18 protein-coding genes and 1 riboswitch are annotated in these 18,833 nt (G+C 71.9%); of the genes, 7 read left to right on the top strand and 11 right to left on the bottom strand.

Annotation, left to right across the window (positions count from 1 at the left end; genetic code table 11):
• Nucleotide 1 precedes the first annotated feature (1 nt).
• Together STRVI_RS17535 and STRVI_RS17530 are read left to right on the top strand one after the other, a co-directional pair.
• Entirely contained in the window at nt 2–1,270 is a 1,269-nt protein-coding gene (locus STRVI_RS17535; RefSeq protein WP_014057006.1) for a sensor histidine kinase, read from the top strand.
• 138 nt (nt 1,271–1,408) lie between these two features.
• Nucleotides 1,409–3,349, top strand: coding sequence for a transglycosylase domain-containing protein (locus STRVI_RS17530; RefSeq protein WP_014057005.1), 1,941 nt, complete (start codon nt 1,409–1,411; stop codon nt 3,347–3,349).
• Here the strand turns inward: STRVI_RS17530 and STRVI_RS17525 are convergent.
• Both STRVI_RS17525 and ctaD read right to left on the bottom strand, forming a co-directional pair.
• Nucleotides 3,336–3,683: a hypothetical protein gene (locus STRVI_RS17525; RefSeq protein WP_050993679.1), complete on the bottom strand. Its 348-nt coding sequence runs from the start codon at nt 3,681–3,683 to the stop codon at nt 3,336–3,338. The two genes, STRVI_RS17530 and STRVI_RS17525, sit on opposite strands and share 14 nt — an antisense overlap.
• Before the next feature lie 2 nt (nt 3,684–3,685).
• On the bottom strand, nt 3,686–5,350 hold the full coding sequence (gene ctaD, locus STRVI_RS17520) for an aa3-type cytochrome oxidase subunit I (protein WP_014057003.1): 1,665 nt from the start codon (nt 5,348–5,350) through the stop codon (nt 3,686–3,688).
• Between the two features lie 104 nt (nt 5,351–5,454).
• Between ctaD and STRVI_RS17515 the strand changes: the two genes are divergently transcribed.
• Nucleotides 5,455–6,051, top strand: coding sequence for an RNA polymerase sigma factor (locus STRVI_RS17515; RefSeq protein WP_014057002.1), 597 nt, complete (start codon nt 5,455–5,457; stop codon nt 6,049–6,051).
• A complete protein-coding gene (locus STRVI_RS17510) occupies nt 6,048–7,028 on the top strand; it encodes a CU044_5270 family protein (RefSeq protein WP_014057001.1) in 981 nt (326 codons plus the stop codon). The genes STRVI_RS17515 and STRVI_RS17510 overlap by 4 nt, the downstream gene beginning before the upstream one ends.
• A gap of 113 nt (nt 7,029–7,141) precedes the next feature.
• Here the strand turns inward: STRVI_RS17510 and STRVI_RS17505 are convergent, their stop codons facing one another.
• A complete protein-coding gene (locus STRVI_RS17505) occupies nt 7,142–7,930 on the bottom strand; it encodes an Fpg/Nei family DNA glycosylase (RefSeq protein WP_014057000.1) in 789 nt (262 codons plus the stop codon).
• Nucleotides 7,931–8,013: 83 nt separating this feature from the next.
• Here STRVI_RS17505 and STRVI_RS17500 point away from each other — a divergent pair, with 83 nt between their 5' ends.
• Both STRVI_RS17500 and STRVI_RS17495 read left to right on the top strand, forming a co-directional pair.
• Nucleotides 8,014–9,159, top strand: coding sequence for a PP2C family protein-serine/threonine phosphatase (locus tag STRVI_RS17500; RefSeq protein WP_014056999.1), 1,146 nt, complete (start codon nt 8,014–8,016; stop codon nt 9,157–9,159).
• Between the two features lie 86 nt (nt 9,160–9,245).
• Nucleotides 9,246–9,392, top strand: a riboswitch (SAM riboswitch).
• Nucleotides 9,393–9,722: 330 nt separating this feature from the next.
• Complete coding sequence (locus tag STRVI_RS17495; RefSeq protein WP_014056998.1) at nt 9,723–10,568, top strand: glutathione S-transferase C-terminal domain-containing protein; 846 nt, start codon at nt 9,723–9,725, stop codon at nt 10,566–10,568.
• Nucleotides 10,569–10,608: 40 nt separating this feature from the next.
• On the opposite strand, the gene STRVI_RS17490 is transcribed toward STRVI_RS17495, so the two are convergent.
• From STRVI_RS17490 to STRVI_RS17455, 8 genes are all read right to left on the bottom strand, one after another.
• Nucleotides 10,609–11,352 (bottom strand): Mut7-C RNAse domain-containing protein, encoded by a 744-nt coding sequence (locus STRVI_RS17490; RefSeq protein WP_043239032.1) that lies wholly within the window; start codon nt 11,350–11,352, stop codon nt 10,609–10,611.
• 142 nt (nt 11,353–11,494) lie between these two features.
• Nucleotides 11,495–12,355, bottom strand: a complete 861-nt coding sequence (locus STRVI_RS17485) for a hypothetical protein (RefSeq protein ID WP_014056996.1) — start codon at nt 12,353–12,355, stop codon at nt 11,495–11,497.
• 244 nt (nt 12,356–12,599) lie between these two features.
• Complete coding sequence (locus tag STRVI_RS17480; RefSeq protein ID WP_014056995.1) at nt 12,600–13,502, bottom strand: MauE/DoxX family redox-associated membrane protein; 903 nt, start codon at nt 13,500–13,502, stop codon at nt 12,600–12,602.
• Nucleotides 13,499–14,194, bottom strand: coding sequence for a hypothetical protein (locus STRVI_RS17475; protein WP_014056994.1), 696 nt, complete (start codon nt 14,192–14,194; stop codon nt 13,499–13,501). The genes STRVI_RS17480 and STRVI_RS17475 overlap by 4 nt, the downstream gene beginning before the upstream one ends.
• A 13-nt stretch (nt 14,195–14,207) precedes the next feature.
• On the bottom strand, nt 14,208–14,630 hold the full coding sequence (locus tag STRVI_RS17470; protein ID WP_014056993.1) for a septal ring lytic transglycosylase RlpA family protein: 423 nt from the start codon (nt 14,628–14,630) through the stop codon (nt 14,208–14,210).
• Nucleotides 14,631–14,901: 271 nt separating this feature from the next.
• Nucleotides 14,902–16,059, bottom strand: a complete 1,158-nt coding sequence (locus STRVI_RS17465; RefSeq protein WP_014056992.1) for an acetyl-CoA C-acetyltransferase — start codon at nt 16,057–16,059, stop codon at nt 14,902–14,904.
• Between the two features lie 34 nt (nt 16,060–16,093).
• Entirely contained in the window at nt 16,094–16,765 is a 672-nt protein-coding gene (locus STRVI_RS17460; protein WP_014056991.1) for a TetR/AcrR family transcriptional regulator, read from the bottom strand.
• A 15-nt stretch (nt 16,766–16,780) separates the two neighbouring features.
• On the bottom strand, nt 16,781–17,566 hold the full coding sequence (locus STRVI_RS17455) for an SDR family oxidoreductase (RefSeq protein WP_043236071.1): 786 nt from the start codon (nt 17,564–17,566) through the stop codon (nt 16,781–16,783).
• A gap of 65 nt (nt 17,567–17,631) precedes the next feature.
• Here STRVI_RS17455 and STRVI_RS17450 point away from each other — a divergent pair, with 65 nt between their 5' ends.
• Nucleotides 17,632–18,813 carry an acyl-CoA dehydrogenase family protein gene (locus STRVI_RS17450; RefSeq protein ID WP_014056989.1) on the top strand — a complete coding sequence of 394 codons (1,182 nt, stop codon included), beginning with the start codon at nt 17,632–17,634 and terminating at the stop codon, nt 18,811–18,813.
• Nucleotides 18,814–18,833: the final 20 nt, after the last annotated feature.

Raw genomic sequence — 18,833 nt, 5'->3', positions numbered from 1 at the left:
GATGACGCTGAGATGGCGGATCGTGGCCCTGGTGGCGGCGGCGACCTGTGCCGCCGCGGCCGCGGTGGGCGTGCTGGTGCACCATGCCTCACGCGACCGCGAACTGTCCCAGGCGCGCGAAGGCGCGCGGACCACGCTCGACCGTGCCGCGCTCAGCTACGCCCGCACCGGCGGCGTCCAGGGCTCCGGTGCGGTGATGGACGCACCCGGGCTGCCCCAGGGTCTGCGGCGGCTGGTGAAGAAGGGGCATCAGGGCACCGAGTTCAGCACCGGCCCGGACGGGCCCGCGATGTGGGCGGCCCGGCCCGCCGACGGTCAGGTCCTGTCCGTACGCGTCGACATGAGCACCGCGATGCGCAACATCGGCGCGCTGGACACCAACATCATCCTGGCCGGGCTGATGACCACCGCCGTGGTGCTGCCCCTGGGCGTACTGACCGCCGAGCGGATGAGCCGGCGGCTGCGGCTCGCGGCGGCCACCGCGCGGCGGATCGCGGCCGGGGACCTGGACGCCCGGATCTCCGCCGCCGCCCGCCCGCACGACGAGATCGCCGAGATCTCCGGGGCCGTGGACTCGATGGCCGCCGCGCTGCAGGAGCGGCTGCTCGACGAGCAGCGGTTCACCGCCGATGTGGCGCATGAGCTGCGCACTCCGCTGATGGGCCTGGTCACCGCCGCCGAGCTGCTCCCGCCGGGGGAGGCGGCCGGGTATGTGCGCGACCGGGTGCGGGTGTTGAGCACACTGGTCGAGGATCTGCTGGAGATCTCCCGGCTGGACGCGGGGGCCGAGGAGGCCGATCTGTCGCCCTGTCCCCTGGGACCCGTGCTCGACGATGCCATCGCCGGCACCGGGCTGTCGGCATGCCTGCGCACCGGCGGCGCGCAGGACAGCGCGCCGCAGGACCCCGAGGACGGCCCGAAGGTGTGGACGGATCCCCGCCGGCTGGCCCGCATCGTCACCAATCTCGTGATCAACGCCCATCGCCACGGCCGTGAACCGGTCGAGGTGACGGTGGCGGCGGACGGCCGGACCGTGACCGTCCGCGACCATGGAACCGGCTATCCGGACGATCTGCTGGAGAAGGGTCCGCAGCGGTTCCGCACCGGGGTCCGGGAGCGGGGCCGGGGCCACGGTCTCGGGCTGACCATCGCGGCGGGACAGGCTCAGGTCCTCGGCGCCACGCTCACGTTCGGCAACGCACCGGACGGCGGCGCTGTCGCCACGCTGCACCTGCCGGAGCGGCCCGAGCCCGGACCGATACACGGCTGATACATCGTCGAGGGGAAGTCGAGAAGCGGTCGAGCCCCGGCCGAGATCGCCCGTTGCCGTTCCGAAGATCTTCGCTGAGGAGGATGGCGCCGACCCCCGCGAATCCTCGCGGCCGGGATCGATGGAGGAGCAATCGGCATGGCAGGTCCCCTCACGGCACTACGCGAACGGTTCACCCCGGACTCGAAGCAGGCGCCGCGGGACACCAGACCCCCGAGCCGACAGCACGGTGAGAAGAGACACGGAAAGCCGAAGCGGACCGGCATCCGGCGGCTCTTCACCTGGCGGAAGCTGATCGCCTATGTGGCCGGCCTGTGCGCCCTGCTGATCGGGGCGTTCACCGTGCTCTACTACTCCATCGACGTTCCCAAGGCCAACGCCCAGGCGAAGGCGCAGAGCAACGTCTACAAGTACAGCGACGGCACGATCCTCGCCCGCACCGGCGAGATCAACCGCGAGATGGTCACCCTCGACCGGATACCCACGGGCGTGCAGCACGCGTTCGTCGCGGCGGAGAACAAGTCCTTCTACAAGGACCGGGGCGTGGACCCGATGGGCATTCTGCGGGGAGTGGTCAACACCGTGGCCGGCAAGGGGACCCAGGGCGGTTCGACCATCACCCAGCAGTACGTCAAGAACTACTACCTGAGCCAGGAACAGACCGCCAGCCGCAAGATCAAGGAGCTGGTGATCTCCCTCAAGGTCGACCAGCGCAACTCCAAGGAGGACATCCTCGCGGGGTATCTGAACACCAGCTACTTCGGCCGCGTGGCCTACGGCATCCAGGCCGCCGCCCGCGCGTACTACGACAAGGACGTCGACGACCTCACGGTCGAGGAGGGCGCGTATCTGGCGGCGCTGGTGCAGGCCCCCAGCCAGTACGACTGGGCCGTGGCGAGCCCCAAGGCGAAGCGTCTGGTCACCCGGCGCTGGAACTATGTGCTGGACAACATGGTCGATATGCACTGGCTGGACCCCGCGCAGCGGAAGCACATGCGCTTTCCCGTGCCGGTCGACCCCAAGCCCGCCCCCGGTCTCGACGGCCAGGCCGGCTACCTCGTGGACGCTGCCCGCAATGAGCTGATCGCCTCGGGCGTCAGCGAACAGGAACTCGCCGCGGGCGGCTGGACCATCACCCTCAACGTCGACCCGGCCAAACAGCGGGCGCTGGAGAAGACGATGCGCCAGGGCCTCGACGGCTCCGCCAAGGGGAAGCCCCGGACGGACGGTTCCGGCGAGGAGAAGCAGACCCGTGCGGACGGTTCCGCCGACGAGAAGCAGGCCCGTGCGGACGCCGCCGCCACCCAGGGCGGCGCGGTCTCGGTGGACCCGAAGAACGGGCGGATCCTCGCGCTCTACGGCGGCCGGGACTACACCCGGCACTATCTGTCCAACGCGACCCGCGGCGACTACCAGGTGGGCTCCGCCTTCCAGCCGGTCACCGACGCCGCCTCCATGGACGCCAAGATGCATAACGGGCCCGACGCCGGCGGACTGCCGGAGATCAAGCGCACCGCCCGGGCCCTCGGCATGGACACCGACGGCGGCTTCGGCACCAAGGAGTCGGTCGAGCTGGGGCTGATGGGCTCGAGCCCACTGAAGATGGCCGGTGTCTACGCCTCGTTCAACCACCAGGGCAAGCGGGTCACCCCGAGCATCGTGAAGTCCGCACGGCGCGGCGACGAGACGGCCGGGCCGCCGAAGGCCGTGGGCGATCAGGCGATCGCCCCAGCGGCGGCTCAGCTTGTCACCCGGAATCTCATCATGAACGGCGGTAAGGACGCCGTACGCGCCGTCAAGCGCCCCGCGGCGGGCAAGGGCGGGGTCTCCGACGACAAGAGGGCGGCCTGGTACGTCGGTTACACCCCGGACCTGGTCACCGCGGTCGCCCTCTTCGGCGAGGACGCCGAGAAGCGCAAGCAGATCCCGCTCAAGAACGCCAGCGCCCAGCGGGTCGCCGACCTCTGGAGCGACTACACCGACCAGGCGCTGCGCAATGTACCCGCGGCCTGGTTCGACTCCGGCTCCGAGGCCGGGGCGATTCCGAACCCGACCCGGATGGCGCCTACCGGACGGTGAGGGCGGCGGCGAAGCCGCCGGCGAGGGTCGCGGCCCCGAGCAGGCAGACCAGGAGGAGCCGGCGGCGCAGCGTGCGGTAGACCTCCTGGTACTCCGCCCGCAGCTCCTCACAGCGCCGCACCACCTTGCGCAGGGTCTGCTCGGTGACGGCCAGCTGGTCCTGCAGGTAGAGCCGCTCGACCTCCGCCCGCTGGGCGGAGGTCAGCCAGTCGAGCGGGGCCGTGAGGCGGCGGGCCCGCTCCCGGGCCGCGTCCCGCTCCGTCTGCAGCAGCAGATAGCCCTCGATCTGGTTGATTCCGGCGGCGATACCGGGAGGCTCGGCGGCTCTGGCCATACTCACGCCACACTCTCCTTCTGGCCGACATCGGGATGGTGCAGATCGAACGCGGGGGATTCGGAACGGATCTTCGGCAGGCTGACGAAGTTATGGCGCGGCGGCGGGCAGGAGGTCGCCCATTCCAGGGAACGGCCATATCCCCAGGGGTCGTCGGTGACGACCTTCTCGCCGTACTTGGCAGTCTTCCAGACGTTGTAGAGGAACGGCAGGAACGACAGGCCGAGGACGAAGGAGCTGATGGTCGAGATGGTGTTCAGGGTGGTGACGCCGTCGGCCGCCAGGTAGTCGGGAATTCTGCGGAGCATTCCCTCGGCGCCCAGCCAGTGCTGCACCAGGAACGTGCCGTGGAAGCCGAGGAAGAGGGTCCAGAAGGTGATCTTTCCCAGCCGCTCGTCGAGCATCTTGCCGGTGAACTTGGGCCACCAGAAGTGGAATCCGGCGAACATCGCGAAGACCACGGTGCCGAAGATGACGTAGTGGAAGTGGGCCACCACGAAGTAGGTGTCCGAGACAGCGAAGTCCATCGGCGGCGAGGCCAGGATCACGCCGGTCAGGCCGCCGAAGACGAAGGTGATGAGGAATCCGGTCGCCCAGAGCATCGGCGTCTCGAAGCTCAGCGACCCCTTCCACATGGTGCCGATCCAGTTGAAGAACTTGATACCGGTCGGCACGGCTATCAGGAACGTCATGAAGGAGAAGAACGGCAGCAGCACACCGCCGGTGACATACATATGGTGCGCCCAGACGGTGACCGAAAGGCCCGCGATGGAAATCGTCGCCGCGATGAGCGAGATATAGCCGAACATCGGCTTCCGGGAGAAGACCGGAATGACCTCGGAGATGATGCCGAAGAACGGCAGGGCGATGATATAGACCTCCGGATGGCCGAAGAACCAGAAGAGGTGTTGCCAGAGCAGCGCCCCGCCATTGGCCGCGTCGAAGACATGCGCGCCGAATTGGCGGTCCGCCTCCAGGGCGAACAGCGCGGCGGCCAGCACCGGGAAGGCCAGCAGCACCAGCACACCGGTCAGCAGCACATTCCAGGTGAAGATCGGCATCCGGAACATCGTCATGCCCGGAGCGCGCATGCAGATGATCGTGGTGATGAAGTTGACCGAGCCGAGGATGGTGCCGAAGCCGGAGAGGGCCAGACCCATGATCCACATGTCCGCGCCGACCCCCGGTGAGCGCACCGCGTCCGAGAGCGGGGAGTAGGCGAACCAGCCAAAGTCGGCCGCGCCCTGCGGGGTCAGGAACCCGCCCACCGCGATCAGCGAGCCGAAGAGATACAGCCAGTACGCGAACATGTTCAGCCGCGGGAACGCCACATCGGGCGCACCGATCTGCAGCGGCATGATCCAGTTGGCGAACCCCGCGAACAGCGGAGTGGCGAACATCAGCAGCATGATCGTGCCATGCATGGTGAACGCCTGGTTGAACTGCTCGTTCGACATGATCTGCAAACCCGGACGGGCCAGTTCGGCGCGCATCAGCAGCGCCATCACCCCGCCGATACAGAAAAACGCGAACGACGTGATCAGGTAGAGCGTGCCGATCGTCTTGTGATCGGTGGTGGTCAGCCATCTGACGGCCGTGGACCCTGGTCCGGGGCGGCGCGACGGCGGGGCGGCCGGCGCCGCCGCGACAACGGTGTTGTTCCTCATGATCCGAAGGTGTCCGGCACCCCGTGGATCGTCACTCCGACGGCCGGTCAAGATTTCCCGCTCCTGGGTGTGATGATCCGAGGCATGCCGGACACCTTCGGATCATGAGCACCGACGACGCCTTCGACGCCGCCTACCGTGAGCATTACTGGGCGGTCAGCCGTTTTGTGGCACGGCGGCTGGACGACCAGGCATGGGAGGTCGAGGAAGTCGTCGCCGAGGTCTTCGCGGTGGCCTGGCGGCGCCGGACCGAACTGCCCGAGTCACCGCTGCCGTGGCTGTATGGGGTGGCCCGGCACTGTCTGGCCAACACCGTGCGCGGCAAGGGCCGTTACCGCAGGCTGCTGGCCAAGCTGGGCCACCACGAGGTGACGCGCGACGGGCGCACCGTGGCGAGCCCGGACGCGGAGCGGCCGGGCTCCTGGGTGCTGGAGGCGCTCGCCCGGCTCGCCGAGGCCGACCAGGAGGTGCTGCGGCTGACGACATGGGAGGAGCTGACCGTCGAGGAGCTCGGCACCGTGCTGGGGTGCGGCCGGTCCGCCGCGGCGATGCGACTGCACCGGGCGCGGCGGCGGCTGCGGGAGCAGATAGAGACCCTGCGCCGGGACGACCGGGTCTCAGTGGGGTGCACGAGCGGCAAGGGCGACAAGGCCCACAGCGCTGGCAGGGCCGACAAGGCCCACAAGGATGGACACGCATGACCGACGAACTGGATCTGCTCCGCGAGGCCGACCCCGTGTCCGCCGACACCGGCCCCTGGCGGGACCGGCCGCTGAACGCGCGCGCCGAGCTGCTGCTGCGGCGGCTGCCGTCCCAGGACCGGGGGCGCCGTACCGTCCGACGCGTGATCTGGAGCCTGGAAGCAGCGGCGGCCGCGACGGTCCTCGCCCTCGCGCTGACCGTCTCGGGCACCCCTTCCTCCGCGGTGGCCGCGTCCAGACCAGTGCCGCTGGTGGCGCATGCCTCCGGGGCGGACGTATCGCTCGGCGAGATCGTCCGGCGGGCGCGGACGGCGGCCGAGGAGTCCCCGGGGAAGAGCGAGCGGGGCAGCCATTTCCAGAGCTGGGCGCTGAGCATGAAGTCGGGCGAGGATCCGGTGACGCTGCCCCGGGAGTCGCTGACCCGGTGGAACGCGGACGGCAGCGGTTTCTCGCTGGAGGTGGCCACCGATCCGCGCCACCCGGGCCGCCCGGTGATCGCCGACGGTACGCCGCCCCGTGCGGTCCACGACGGCAAGGTGCTGAGCGAGGAGAAGTATCCGGCCGGTATCAACGGCGCCAACGAGAGCTACTTCGAGGATCCTCCGGCCGGGGCCTCGGCGCTGCGCGCCTATCTCGCCGTCTGGTCCCGGGGCGCGGACCGCGACCCGGCGGAGCTGATCTCGGCCATCGAGTCGTTTCTCGCGGTGTGGACTCCCGGTCCGCGCCAGCGGGCGGACATCGTCACCCTGCTGTCCCGGATCGAGGGGCTGCGCCCGACGGGCAAGGTCACCGACCGGCTCGGCCGGGAGGGGCAGGCGTTCCGGTTCACCCCCGCTTCCTCCGGGATGCGGTATCTGATCGTCCTCGATCCGGACGACGGCAGCGTGCTGGACGTCGAGGAGACCATCACCCGGGACGATCCGGAGTACAAACTGAAGGCGGGCGACGTGATGTCGTACAAGGCGTGGGTGTCCTGATCGGGCGGGCGCGAGGGCGCCGATCGGGCCACGGGTCGCCCACGGGCGGGCGTCAGCCGCATCACCGGTGGAGCTCCCGATGGCCCTGGACCGTGGTCGCCCACGGGCGGGCGTCAGCCGCCGTCCCGCTGGCAGTGGGGGCACCACAGGCTGGTCCGCCCCGCGATCCGGCCGCGGCGCAGCGGATGGCCGCAGCGGGGGCAGTGCGGGTCCGGGTCGTCGCGCTGTCCGGTGAGCCAGTCCGGGTCGTCCGGCACCCGCCCCGCCCGCACCGAGGCGCGCAGCACCTCGCGCATCGCGGTGTGGAGCCGTTCGTGCTCGTCGTCGGTCAGCGCGTTCGCCGGCCGCTGCGGATGGATCCGGGCCCGCCACAGGATCTCGTCGCCGAGCAGGTTGCCGAGTCCGGCGATCACGGCCTGGTCGGTCAGTGTGGCCTTGACGCGTCCGCGCCGCCCCGCCAGCAGCCGGTCGAGATCGGCCCGGCTCAGGGAGAGCGCGTCCGGGCCCTGATCGCCGAGGATCCGGTCGACGTCGGCTTCGGTGGCGGCGAGCCAGATGCCCTGGAGTTTGCGCTGGTCCTCGTAGCCGAGGCGGTGGCCGTCGTCGAGGTCGAAGGCGACGCGCTCGAACCGGCCGGCCGGTTCGGACTCCGCCCCGCAGGCCAGCCGCCCGGTCATGCCGAAGTGCACCACGACCGTGGGCCCGTCGGTGGGGGCGATCAGCCACTTGCCGTGGCGGCGCGGTGCGGCGAAGCGGCGGCCCTCGAGATCGCGCTTCAGCCGCTGCGCGGTCACCCCGTGCAGCACCCCCGCGTCGGCCACCTCCACCCGCTCGACGCGGTGGCCCTGGGCGCAGGAGGCCAGCGTTCGCCGGAACCCCTCGACATCCGGTAGCTCGGGCATAGCGTCAGGCTACGCCCGGGACCTCCGTCGCGTGTTACCGAGAACCACCCCTTTGGTGGCTTTCATCGGATAAGGTCCAAGTTATGCGATTCATACGCTTCGCCCCGGGGGCGAGCGGTCGCAGCCACACGCTGTTCGCGGTCACACGGTGTCTGCCGTTCCTGGTCCTGGCGGCGGTGCTCAGCATCGAGCTCTCCCCCGCGCACACCCTCTACACCGGCCCCCTGCTCTCCCCGGCGCCGGCGCTGGCGGCGGTGACCATGGGCCCGTTCGGCACCGGCGGGGTGGCGCTGCTCGCCATGGCGGTGAGTGCGGTCACCGCCACCCACAACAACGTCTGGGGCAGCGAGATGGTGTACGCGAATCTGCTGGCCCTGCTGGTGGTGGCGCTCGCGAGCGTGGCGACCAGCGCGGTGCGGGTGCGCCGGGACCGCGAGCTGGCCCAGATCCGCCGGATCGCCGAGGTGTCCCAGAACGTGGTGCTGCGGCCGCTGCCCGCCCGGATCGGTGTCGTGAACACCGCCAGCGTCTATATGGCGGCCGAGCGCGGCGCGCAGATCGGCGGGGACCTCTACGAGGCGATGTGCACCCGCTACGGAGTGCGGCTGATCGTCGGCGATGTGCGGGGAAAGGGGCTGGCCGCGGTGCGGTCCGCCGCGGCCGTGGTGGGCGCCTTCCGGGAGGCGGTGCACTACGAGCAGGACCTGGCCGAGGTGATGCACCGCTGTGCGGCCGCGCTGGCGCGCGAGTACGAGCTGCTGGACCGCTCCCAGCTCCAGGACCCGCAGGAGCTGGAGGAGCAGTTCGTCACCGTCCTCCTCGCCCAGGTCTCGGACGAGTCGCTGGTCGAGCTGATCAACCGCGGCCATCCGCCGCCCCTGGTGATGCGCGAGCGCAAGGTGCGCTCCCTGGACCCGGCGCGCCCGCTGCCGCCGCTCGGCCTCGAGGAGTTCCTCAGCCCTCCCCCGATCTGTGTCGAGTCCTTTCCGTTCCTGCCCGGTGACCGGCTGTTGCTGCACACCGACGGCGTGGTCGAGGCCCGCAACCACTACGACGAGTTCTTTCCGCTGCACCGGACCATGGAGACGCTGGACGGTGACACCCCTGGCGAGTACCTGGACCGGCTGCGCCACGCCCTGGTCCGGCATGCCGAGGGACGGCTGGCGGACGACGCGGCCATGGTCCTCATTGAGCGGGCCATCGGCGGGGCACGGCGGCCGTTCCTCTGAGCGGGCATCCACCGTGCCGTCGGCCCGCGTTGGCCGTCCCGGCATGGGTTGACGCCCTCGCGGAGCGCGACGACACTGTCAGGGACGGTCACGATCGTCAGCGCCCACCGTGCGGAATCCCCGCTCAGGTGGGTCACCGGCCCCGGCTCGCTGACAGGCAACCCTTCTCCCGCGACGGGGTGCCCCCGGGTGACGACCAGGTTCCGTCGGTGTGGACGGGACAAGCGCGGTCTCGCTGCCTCGCGAGCCCCAAATGATGGGATCGGTGAGATGCCCAGGACCGACAGCGACGGGGACTGCGCCCGTCGGCGTCCCCGGCCGTGGTCCCCGCTCCGCCGTCGCCACCTCCTGACCAGGCGTCTGCACATCGATCTGCTGCGCATCTGCAGCGCCTCCAGTCCAGCCGGCTGAATCGACGCGGTCACCGAGCGCGGCCCCGCGCGCCGGGGTCGGGTGTGTCCCGGCACCGTCCCGGCGAACGCCCCGCGCGGGCTTCCCTTCCGTTGCGCCATCGGCGCCGCCCAGACCGGCGGGCCGGGGCTCCGTCCTTGCCTTGGAGAGCCATGTCCGAGACGTTTCCGGTCAGTTCAGGCCCTGCCGCTCTTCTCGACCCCGACCCCTGCACAACCCGCCCCCGGATCGCCCCGCCCGCTCCGCCGCACCGCTTCCGCAGCCGCATCGGCGTCGACCTCGCCGGTGGCTTCTATCCGGTGCCGCATCGCTATCGGCTCTATCTCTCCGCGAGCTGTCCGCTCTCGCTGCGCGTCTCCATCACCCTCGATCTGCTCGGGCTGCGGGACACCGTCGCCACCACCCTCGTCGGACCCCCGGCCGACACCCCCGAAGCGTTCGCCGCGCTGCGCGGGGCGTACGAGGCCACCTGGCACCGCTACGGCGGACCCCTGGACGCCCCGGCGCTGTGCGACGGCTGGACCGGACGCGTCGTCAGCAACCACACGCCCGACATCCTGCGCGACCTCGCCGGCCATCTGAGTGACGGCGGCGGAACCGGACGTCCCCGGCTGCGCCCGGCGCCCCGTGCCGCGGACATCGACGCCCTCCGCGAACTCCTCGACGACGACATCACCCATGCGGCGCGGCAGGCCGGGACGGCGCACGAGCCGGAGTGCCGGGACGCGGCGCTGGAGCGGCTGCTGACCGCCCTCGGCCGGCTCGACCGCAGGCTCGCGGCCGCACCGTACGCACTGGGCGACGAGCTGACCGCCGCCGATGTGGACCTGTGGGTGGCCCTCGTCCAGCTCGACACCGAGCACCGGCTCCGCCTGGACGCCGACGCGGCCCAGCGGGTCTCCCGCCATGGGCGGCTGCGCGCCTATGTGCGGCGGCTGCACGCCCATCCGGCCTTCCACACCACGATTCCGGAGGCCCTCCAGGACGACGTGTCCTGAGCTCGCGTCCAGGACCGGGCGCCCTGTCCGGCGGCTTCGCTCAGGACAGGGCGGCCCGGGCGTCGCCGAACTCGTCCATCGCCCCGGCCACGATGGCCTCCAGCCGGGCGTGGTGGGCGCCGCGCCAGTAGACCCGCTCGCAGACCGTGCAGCGGGCGAAGACCTCGTACGTGCGCCGGGTGCCGTGCTGGAGCAGCTCCCGGACCGACTCCTTGTCGGCGTCCTCCAGCGTGCCGTTGCAGGCGGTGCAGCGGGTCCAGGGCGCCAGGCTCGGGGTGAACCGGCCGAGGACGTCCCGCAGTTGCTCATCGGGGCGGTCGCTGTAGACATACGCCCCGGCCCACAGCTCACGGCGGCGCAGCAGCCCCCGGTCGCGGGAGAGCAGCACCCGGCGCTGGGCGGCGGAGCGCGCGGCCAGCTCGGGGTCGCCGATGTCCTCGCTCTCGTACGCGGCGTCCACGCCCAGCAGCCGCAGCCGGCGCGCAAGCGTGCCCAGGTGCACATCGAGCAGAAAGCGCAGCGGGGCGCCCGGCACCCGCTGCGGGCGGACGACCGGATGCACCTCCACGGTCTCACCCGCGCTCGGCACATGCGAGACGGCGGTCTCTTCACCGTTCACCACCAGCCGGCCGACCTCGGTGAGCGGGACCCCGAGCGACTCGACGACATGGCCGAGGGTGGAGGCGCCGTCGGTGACCACGGCCGTCCAGGGGCGGCGCCGCTCCGGGACGGCGAAGAATCGCAGTTCAGGGGCGAGACTGAGGTGGATCTCAGGTCCGTTCACACCGCCAGCATGCCAGGCGCGCCCGGCCTGGGGCGACGGCGTTTCGGATCCGGCTCCGGGCTCGACGATCATGGAAGCGACCACCGGCGGGAGGCGTCGCATCATGGTCGCGGGCCACGCCCGCACGGTCGGCGCCGGGGCGTCAGTCCGCCGGTGGGGCCGCCTTGGCCTGGTCGCGCCGCCGCTTACGGCGCCATGCCACCATCCGCAGATACTCCTCGTACAGCACCCGGCCCAGCAGCGCACCGCCGAAGACCACGTATCCGACGCCGACCAGCCAGGACTGGACGACCAGGACGGTGCCGACCGGACCGTAGGAGACGGCGTTGGAGGCGATCAGCGGGGAGAACACCAGTTGGGAGAAGACCCGCAGTCCCAGCAGCCCCACGCCGGTGGCCAGCGCGCCGGGCAGCAGGGCGCCCCAACTGATCCGCCCGCCGAGCAGCAGCCGCTGCGACCACCAGAAGAACAGCACCGTGCCCACCACCGCCACCAGCACCCGCGAGATGCCGGGCTCCAGATGGGCGGAGAGCAGCAAATAGCCGATCAGCACCACGAACCACACCAGATGGCGCCAGGCGGTGTGCCAGCGGCCGGCCGGAAGCTCCCACACCTTCTCGTAGCCGACCTGCAGCACCGTGCCGAAGCGCAGGCTGAAGACGGCCAGCGTCGCCAGACCGAAGGCGGTGGTGGACTCCAGCGCCTGCTTGGGCGGGGCGAACAGCTGCTGCACCTCGCCCCGCGAGGTCGAGGAGAGCCCGAGGCCCTCGGCCAGCCACTGGGCGAAGCCGAGCCGGTCCACCGGATCGGCCGCCGCGACCACGATCAGCAGGGGCACCAGGGTGAGAAAGCCCAGGGCGGCGAAGCCCATCGCGCGGTGCAGCAGTTCGAAATCACTGCCCCGCCGCCATCCGCGTCCGATCGCGGACCGGTGGAACGCGTCCTCCAGCCGCCGCCACCACCTGGGCCCCCGGGAGCCGGACGCGGACCGATGCTCGGACATACACCCACTCCCCTACCGGCGCCACCGGTTCAGCCCCCGGCAGGCGGGAACGCGCACCGGGCGGCGCGCGCGCCACGGGCCCCCTCGGCAGGGGTGTCGGTCAGTACGGGTACGGGTGTCGGTCGGGCTTGTCCATCCATGCCTTGTACGCCTCGGCACCCATCTGCGCTGGACGCCCCGCGGTTCGATCGTTTTGTCCAGGAAATTTTCGTTTGATCCAGATTACCCGTCGAGCGCCGGCCTCTCACGCCGTGGCCACGACCGGGTCCCCGCTGTCCGCGTCGATGACGCTGACCCGGACGGCGGGCTCGCGCACCGTGTCCAGGCTGGCCGCGGCGTCCACCGCGAAGAGCACCAGAACGGGCCTCGCGGCCGTGCCGCCGCCGTGCACCCCGGCGAACTGGAGGATGCGCCAGCCGCCGTCGTCCCAGTGGTCCAGCAGCGCGGAGCGCACCACGCGGGAGGCGCTCTGCCAGGCGCGCGAGCGCTCCAGCAGTTCGACGGTCGCGGCGACCGGGACCGCCGCCGGGGCTCCGGTCGCGGCGAGCGAATGTCCGGTCGCCGCGAGCGGATGACCTGTCGCCGCGAGCGGATGTCCGGCGATCCGCAGCCGCAGTCGGCGCAGCGGCATCCGCCAGCGGCGGTCCGGATCGGCGGAGAGGGCCGTCAGGGCCGCCGCCGCGGCCAGGACCAGGCACAGCGCCGCGACCGGACGGCGGGCCGCCGCGGTCCACCAGGGCTGCTGGGCCAGGGCCGCCGCGACCCCGCCCGCGAGAACCGCGGCGGCGCGGGCGAAGGCGCGCCAGGTGAGGGGGGCGTCCTGCCGTGCCGTACAGCCGCAGGAGGAGCCGGGTGCGGCGGTGCGGGCGTAGCCGAGATAGCCGAGGAAGCCCGCGCCGAGGAGGGCGGCAGCCGTCCCCGGGAGCGGGGTGGCGGGTGGCGCCAGCAGCGCGGCGGCGAGGAGGAGTTCGACCGCGCCGAGGGCGCGGAGGACGAGCGCGGCCCGGCCGCCGTCGCGCAGCAGCCGTGCGAGCGCGGTACGGGGCGCCTGCCGGGCGGTGCCCCGGCCGAACAGCTTGCCCGCCCCGGCCGGCCCGAGCACCCCGGCGAGCACCAGCGGGGCGAGGGCGCAGACCAGGGCGCTCACCGCCGCCTCCCCGCACCGGGCGCGACCGCGACCCGGACGAGGTCCACGGAGCCGTCGGACGGCCGCCACGCGCCCAGGACCTGGGCGCTCTGGCCGATCGTGAGCCGGGACAGATCGGCGGTGGGCGAGGCCTCGCCGTACGAGGCGCTGGTGGTCTGCGCCATGAGGTTGCCGACGATCTCGTGCTGCCCGTGCGCGAGATGCAGCCGGGTCTTCTCGATACCGCGGATGGTGGCGTGGAGGTTCACGATGTTGACCCACACCGCGTCGGCGGCGAGGGTGCCGTCGGGCAGGGGGAGGCCACGGGCGTAGAGCCCGTCGCCGGTCTCGATGTCGGCGGCGGTGGTGGCCCGGGCCTTCCAGACGCTGGTGGCGTTCGTGACCCGCACCCGGGAGTGGTCGCCGTAGGAGCCCGCGACCTCCAGGACGTCGTGGTTGATCGCGGTGATCCGCCCCTCGGCGAAGGCGCTCTCAGCGACCGCGGGGTCCAGGGGGCGGATGGGTGCGGCGAAGGCGGCGTCGGCGTCCACGGCGCCCAGGGCGGTCGCCCCGATGACTCCGGTGCCGAGGACTCCTGCGCTCAGGGCTCCCGTGGTCAGGGCTCCCGTGCCGATGACGGTGGCGCCGCGGAGGGCGGCGGCGGTGAGGAAGCGACGGCGGTCGAGGGGGTCGCCGGTTCGGTACGCGCTCATGGCCGGGCCCGCCTCATTCGAAGATGGAGACCGGCAGGGTGCCGGAGCTCAGGCTGCCGATGGCGGAGAAGGCGGCGGGGGTGAGGTCGATGACGCGGTTGGTGCGGCAGACCCCGTCGCAGCAGGTGGACTCGGAGCAGAAGCTGCGGGTGCGCGGGCCGCAGTCGCTGACGGTGACACAGACGCTCGCGCCCGAGCAGTCATGGCGCACCTTCATCATGGAGCCGCAGCCGCGCCGGGGTATGTCCTCGCCGCACAGGTCCGGCCGGGTGAGGTCCCAACACGCCTTGGAGGCGTTGGGCCAGGCCGCCTGCAGGGCGCTGGAGCGGCAGGTGCCGCACGCTCCACCGCCCGCCGAGGCGCACGGACCCCAGGCGTTGCCACAACAGAACCAGGTGGCCTCGCCGTTCCAGAGCTTGGTCGATCCGCACGCCATGCCACTGTCCTCCCGGCTTCGGTCCGCCCCTCGGAGCAGCACCATCATCCGTGGGGCCGGGCACGGCCGCCACGGGAAGGCGTCCGGTCGGAGTTCTCGTCAGCGGCCAGGGCCCCTACAACCGCTCGACAATCGTGACGTCGGCCTGCCCGCCCCCCTCACACATCGACCCCCACCTCCACGCCCCCCTCACACCGCTCGGCCCCGGAGGGCCTCACGGGCTTCGGGTGCCTGCGCCGGACTCCGTCCGTCGAGCCGGTGGCCACGGCCCCTACAACCGCTCGACGATCGTGACGTTGGCCTGCCCGCCCCCCTCGCACATCGTCTGCAGGCCGTAACGGCCGCCGGTGCGCTCCAGTTCGTGCAGGAGGGTTGTCATCAGCTTGGTGCCGGTGGCGCCGAGCGGGTGGCCCAGGGCGATGGCGCCGCCGTTGACGTTGACCCGTTCGGGGTCGGCGCCGGTCTCCTTCAGCCAGGCCAGCACGACGGGGGCGAACGCCTCGTTGATCTCGACCAGGTCGATGTCGTCGATGGTCAGGCCGGTCTTCTTCAGTGCGTGCGCGGTCGCCGGGATGGGCGCGGACAGCATCCGGATCGGGTCCTCGCCGCGCACCGACAGATGGTGCACCCGGGCGCGCGGGGTCAAGCCGTGCTCCCGTACGGCCTGTTCGGAGGCGACCAGCAGGGCCGCGGCGCCGTCGGAGACCTGTGAGGAGAGCGCGGCGGTGACCCGGCCGCCCTCCATGAGCGGCTTGAGGGCGGCCATCTTCTCCAGGCTGGTGTCCCGGCGCGGCCCCTCGTCCATCCGGACGTCCGCGAACGGGACGACCTCGCGGTCGAAGCGGCCCTCGTCCATCGCGCGCAGCGCCCGCTGGTGCGAGCCCAGGGCGAACTCCTCCATGGCCTCGCGGGTGATGCCCCACTTCTCGGCTATCAGCTCGGCTCCGTAGAACTGGCTGACCGGCCGGTCGCCGTAGCGCGCCCGCCATCCCTCCGAGCCCGCGAAGGGGCCTTCGGTCAGCCCCAGGGGTTCGCCGGCCTGGCGGCTGGCGAAGCCGATGGGCACCATCGACATGTTCTGCACCCCGCCCGCGACCACCAGATCCTGGGTGCCGGAGAGCACCGCCTGCGCGGCGAAGTGCAGGGCCTGCTGCGAGGAGCCGCACTGCCGGTCGACGGTCACGCCCGGGACCTCCTCCGGGAGCCCGGCGGCCAGCCAGCAGGTGCGCGCGATGTCCCCGGCCTGCGGGCCCACGGTGTCCAGACAGCCGAAGACGACGTCCTCGACGGCGGCCGGATCGGCGCCCGAGCGCTCCATCAGCGTGCGCAGGACGTGCGCGCCGAGGTCGGCGGGGTGGACGGAGGCGAGCCCGCCCTTCCGCCGCCCCACCGGCGTCCTCACGGCTTCGACGATGTATGCCTCGGGCATGTCAGCTCCTTGAGTTCCTCACGTCATGACGGTTTTACGGTCGCTCTTGCCGCTCTCGCGGAGTGATGCCGTCCAGGACCATCGACAGGTACTGGCGGGCGATCTCCTCGGGGCTGTGCTGTCCGCCCGGCCGGTACCACGAGGCGGCGACCCATACGGTGTCGCGCAGAAAGCGGTACGCCAGTCGGATGTCGAGGTCGGCGCGGAAGACCCCCTCGGCCACTCCGCGCTCCAGCGCGCCCAGCCAGGCCCGCTCGAACCTCCGCTGCGACTCGGTGAGATAGCCGAAGCGCGGCTGGGCGGACAGGTGCCTGGACTCCTTCTGGTAGATCGCGACGGCGGCGCGGTGCCGGTCGATCTCCCGGAAGGACTCGGTGACAAGTGCCTCGACGGTCTCCCGGGGGCCGAGTCCGGCGCCGAGCACCGCCTCGTATCCGGCCCAGAGCTCGTCCAGGAAGGTGGAGAGGATCTCGTCGACCATCGACTCCTTGGAGTCGAAGTGGTAGTAGAGGCTGCCCGCGAGCATCCCCGCCTCGTCCGCGATCCGGCGGACGGTGGTCGCGTTGTACCCCTGGGCGGCGAAGACCTCCGCCGCGGTCGAGAGCAGTTCGCGCCGCCGCTCGGGGGACGGGCTCACGGTCGTCTTCTTCTCGCTCTTCTTCGCACTGTTTCCGGTGGAAGCGCTGGTCCTGATGGAATTCGGCACGTTCTCATTCTCGCCTCATGCGTGCTGGCTGCTCACGGATACCGTCTCGCCGGTCATGTACGACGAGTAGCCGCTGGCCAGGAAGACGATGACGTTGGCCACCTCCCAGGGCTCGGCGTACCGGCCGAACGCCTCGCGCTCGGTGAGCCCGGCCAGCAGTTCGGGGGTGGTGACCTTCACCAGATGCGGATGCATGGCCAGGCTCGGCGAGACCGCGTTGACCCGCACCCGGTACGCGGCGGCCTCGACCGCGGCGCAGCGGGTGAGCGCCATGACGCCCGCCTTGGCCGCCGCGTAGTGGGCCTGGCCGGCCTGGGCGCGCCAGCCGACGACCGAGGCGTTGTTGACCACCACCCCGCCGTGGCCGCCGGCCTTCATCCGGCGCAGCGCGGCGCGGGTGCAGCGGAAGGTGCCGTTCAGGGTGACGTCGATGACCTTGTCCCACTGCTCGTCGGTCATCTCGGTCAGCAGGGCGGTGCCGCCGAGCCCGGCGTTGTTGACCACCGCGTCCAGCCGTCCGTGGCGCTCCTCGGCGAGGTCGTACAGCGCGGCGATCTGGGCCTCGTCGGTCACATCGCTGGCGCATCCGGCGACCCGTTCCTCCCCGAACTCCTCGGCGAGCGCGGCCACCGTCTCCTTGAGCCGGCGCCCATGGGCGTCGCCGAGCACGACCCGCGCGCCCTCCTCGAGGAACCGCCGGGCCGTGGCGCCCCCGATTCCGGCGCCCGCGGCAGCGGTGATGACGGCCGTGCGGCCGGTAAGGAGGCCGTGGCCGGGGACGTACGGCGCCTTGTTGTCCATCACGACGCCACGGTAACCTACCAAACACTTGTTAGGGAAGGTCGGCCGAGGGAGGTGACGCACCGGTGGACCTCGATCTCACCGAGCGGCAGACGGCGTTCCGGGCCGAGGCCCGGATGTGGCTGGCCGCGCACACGCCCACCGCTCCCCTGCCCTCCCTGGAGACCGCCGAGGGGTTCGCGGCGCACCGCGCCTGGGAGCACACTCTCGCGGCGGACCGCTGGTCGGCCGTGACCTGGCCCGAGGAGTACGGCGGCCGGGGCGCCTCGGTGGTCGAGTGGCTGCTGTTCGAGGAGGAGTACTACGCGGCGGGCGCGCCCGGCCGGGTGAGCCAGAACGGGATCAGCCTGCTCGCCCCCACCCTCTTCGAGCACGGCAGCCCCGAGCAGCGCGCCCGGATTCTGCCGCCGATGGCGCGCGGCGAGACGATCTGGGCCCAGGCGTGGTCCGAACCGGAGTCGGGCTCCGACCTCGCCTCGCTGCGCTCCACCGCCCGCCGCACCGACGGCGGCTGGTCGCTGACCGGTCAGAAGACCTGGTCGTCCCGGGCGGCCTTCGCCGACCGGGCCTTCGGCCTGTTCCGCAGCGATCCGGCGGCGGACGCACCGCACCGGGGGCTCACGTATCTGATGTTCGCCCTGGACGCGCCCGGTGTGACCGTGCGCCCCATAGGCCGCCTCGACGGCAAGCCCGCCTTCGCCGAGCTCTTCCTGGACGAGGTGTTCGTGCCGGACGAGGACGTCATCGGCGAGCCGGGGCAGGGCTGGCGCATCGCGATGAGCACGGCGGGCAACGAACGCGGGCTGACCCTGCGCAGCCCGGGGCGGTTCACCGCGGCGGCGCGGCGGCTGGTGGCGCTGTGGCGGGAGCGGGCGGACGCGCCGGACGACGAGACGGCCGCCTCGCTCCACGACCGGGTCGCCGACGCGGTGATCCGCGCCCGCGCGTATGAGCTCTTCGCCTACGCGGGCGCCTCCCGGCTGGCCGCCGGGGGCTCGCTCGGCGCCGAGTCCAGCCTGAACAAAGTCTTCTGGTCGGAGCTGGACATCGCGCTCCACGAGACGGCCCTGGACCTGCTGGGCCCCTACGGCGAACTGGCCGACGGCGCCGACGATCCCGCCGCGCCCGGCGCTTGGTCCGACGGCTACACCTTCGCCCTCGCGGGCCCGATCTACGCGGGCACCAACGAGATCCAGCGCGACATCATCGCCGAGCGGCTGCTGGGCCTGCCGAAGGGGCGCCGGTGAGGCCGGTGACGGTGACGGTG

This window comes from Streptomyces violaceusniger Tu 4113 (genome assembly GCF_000147815.2).
Taxonomy (GTDB): domain Bacteria; phylum Actinomycetota; class Actinomycetes; order Streptomycetales; family Streptomycetaceae; genus Streptomyces; species Streptomyces violaceusniger_A.
The sequence above is the reverse complement of the archived record's forward strand: the minus strand, read 5'-3'. Positions and strand labels throughout refer to the sequence as shown.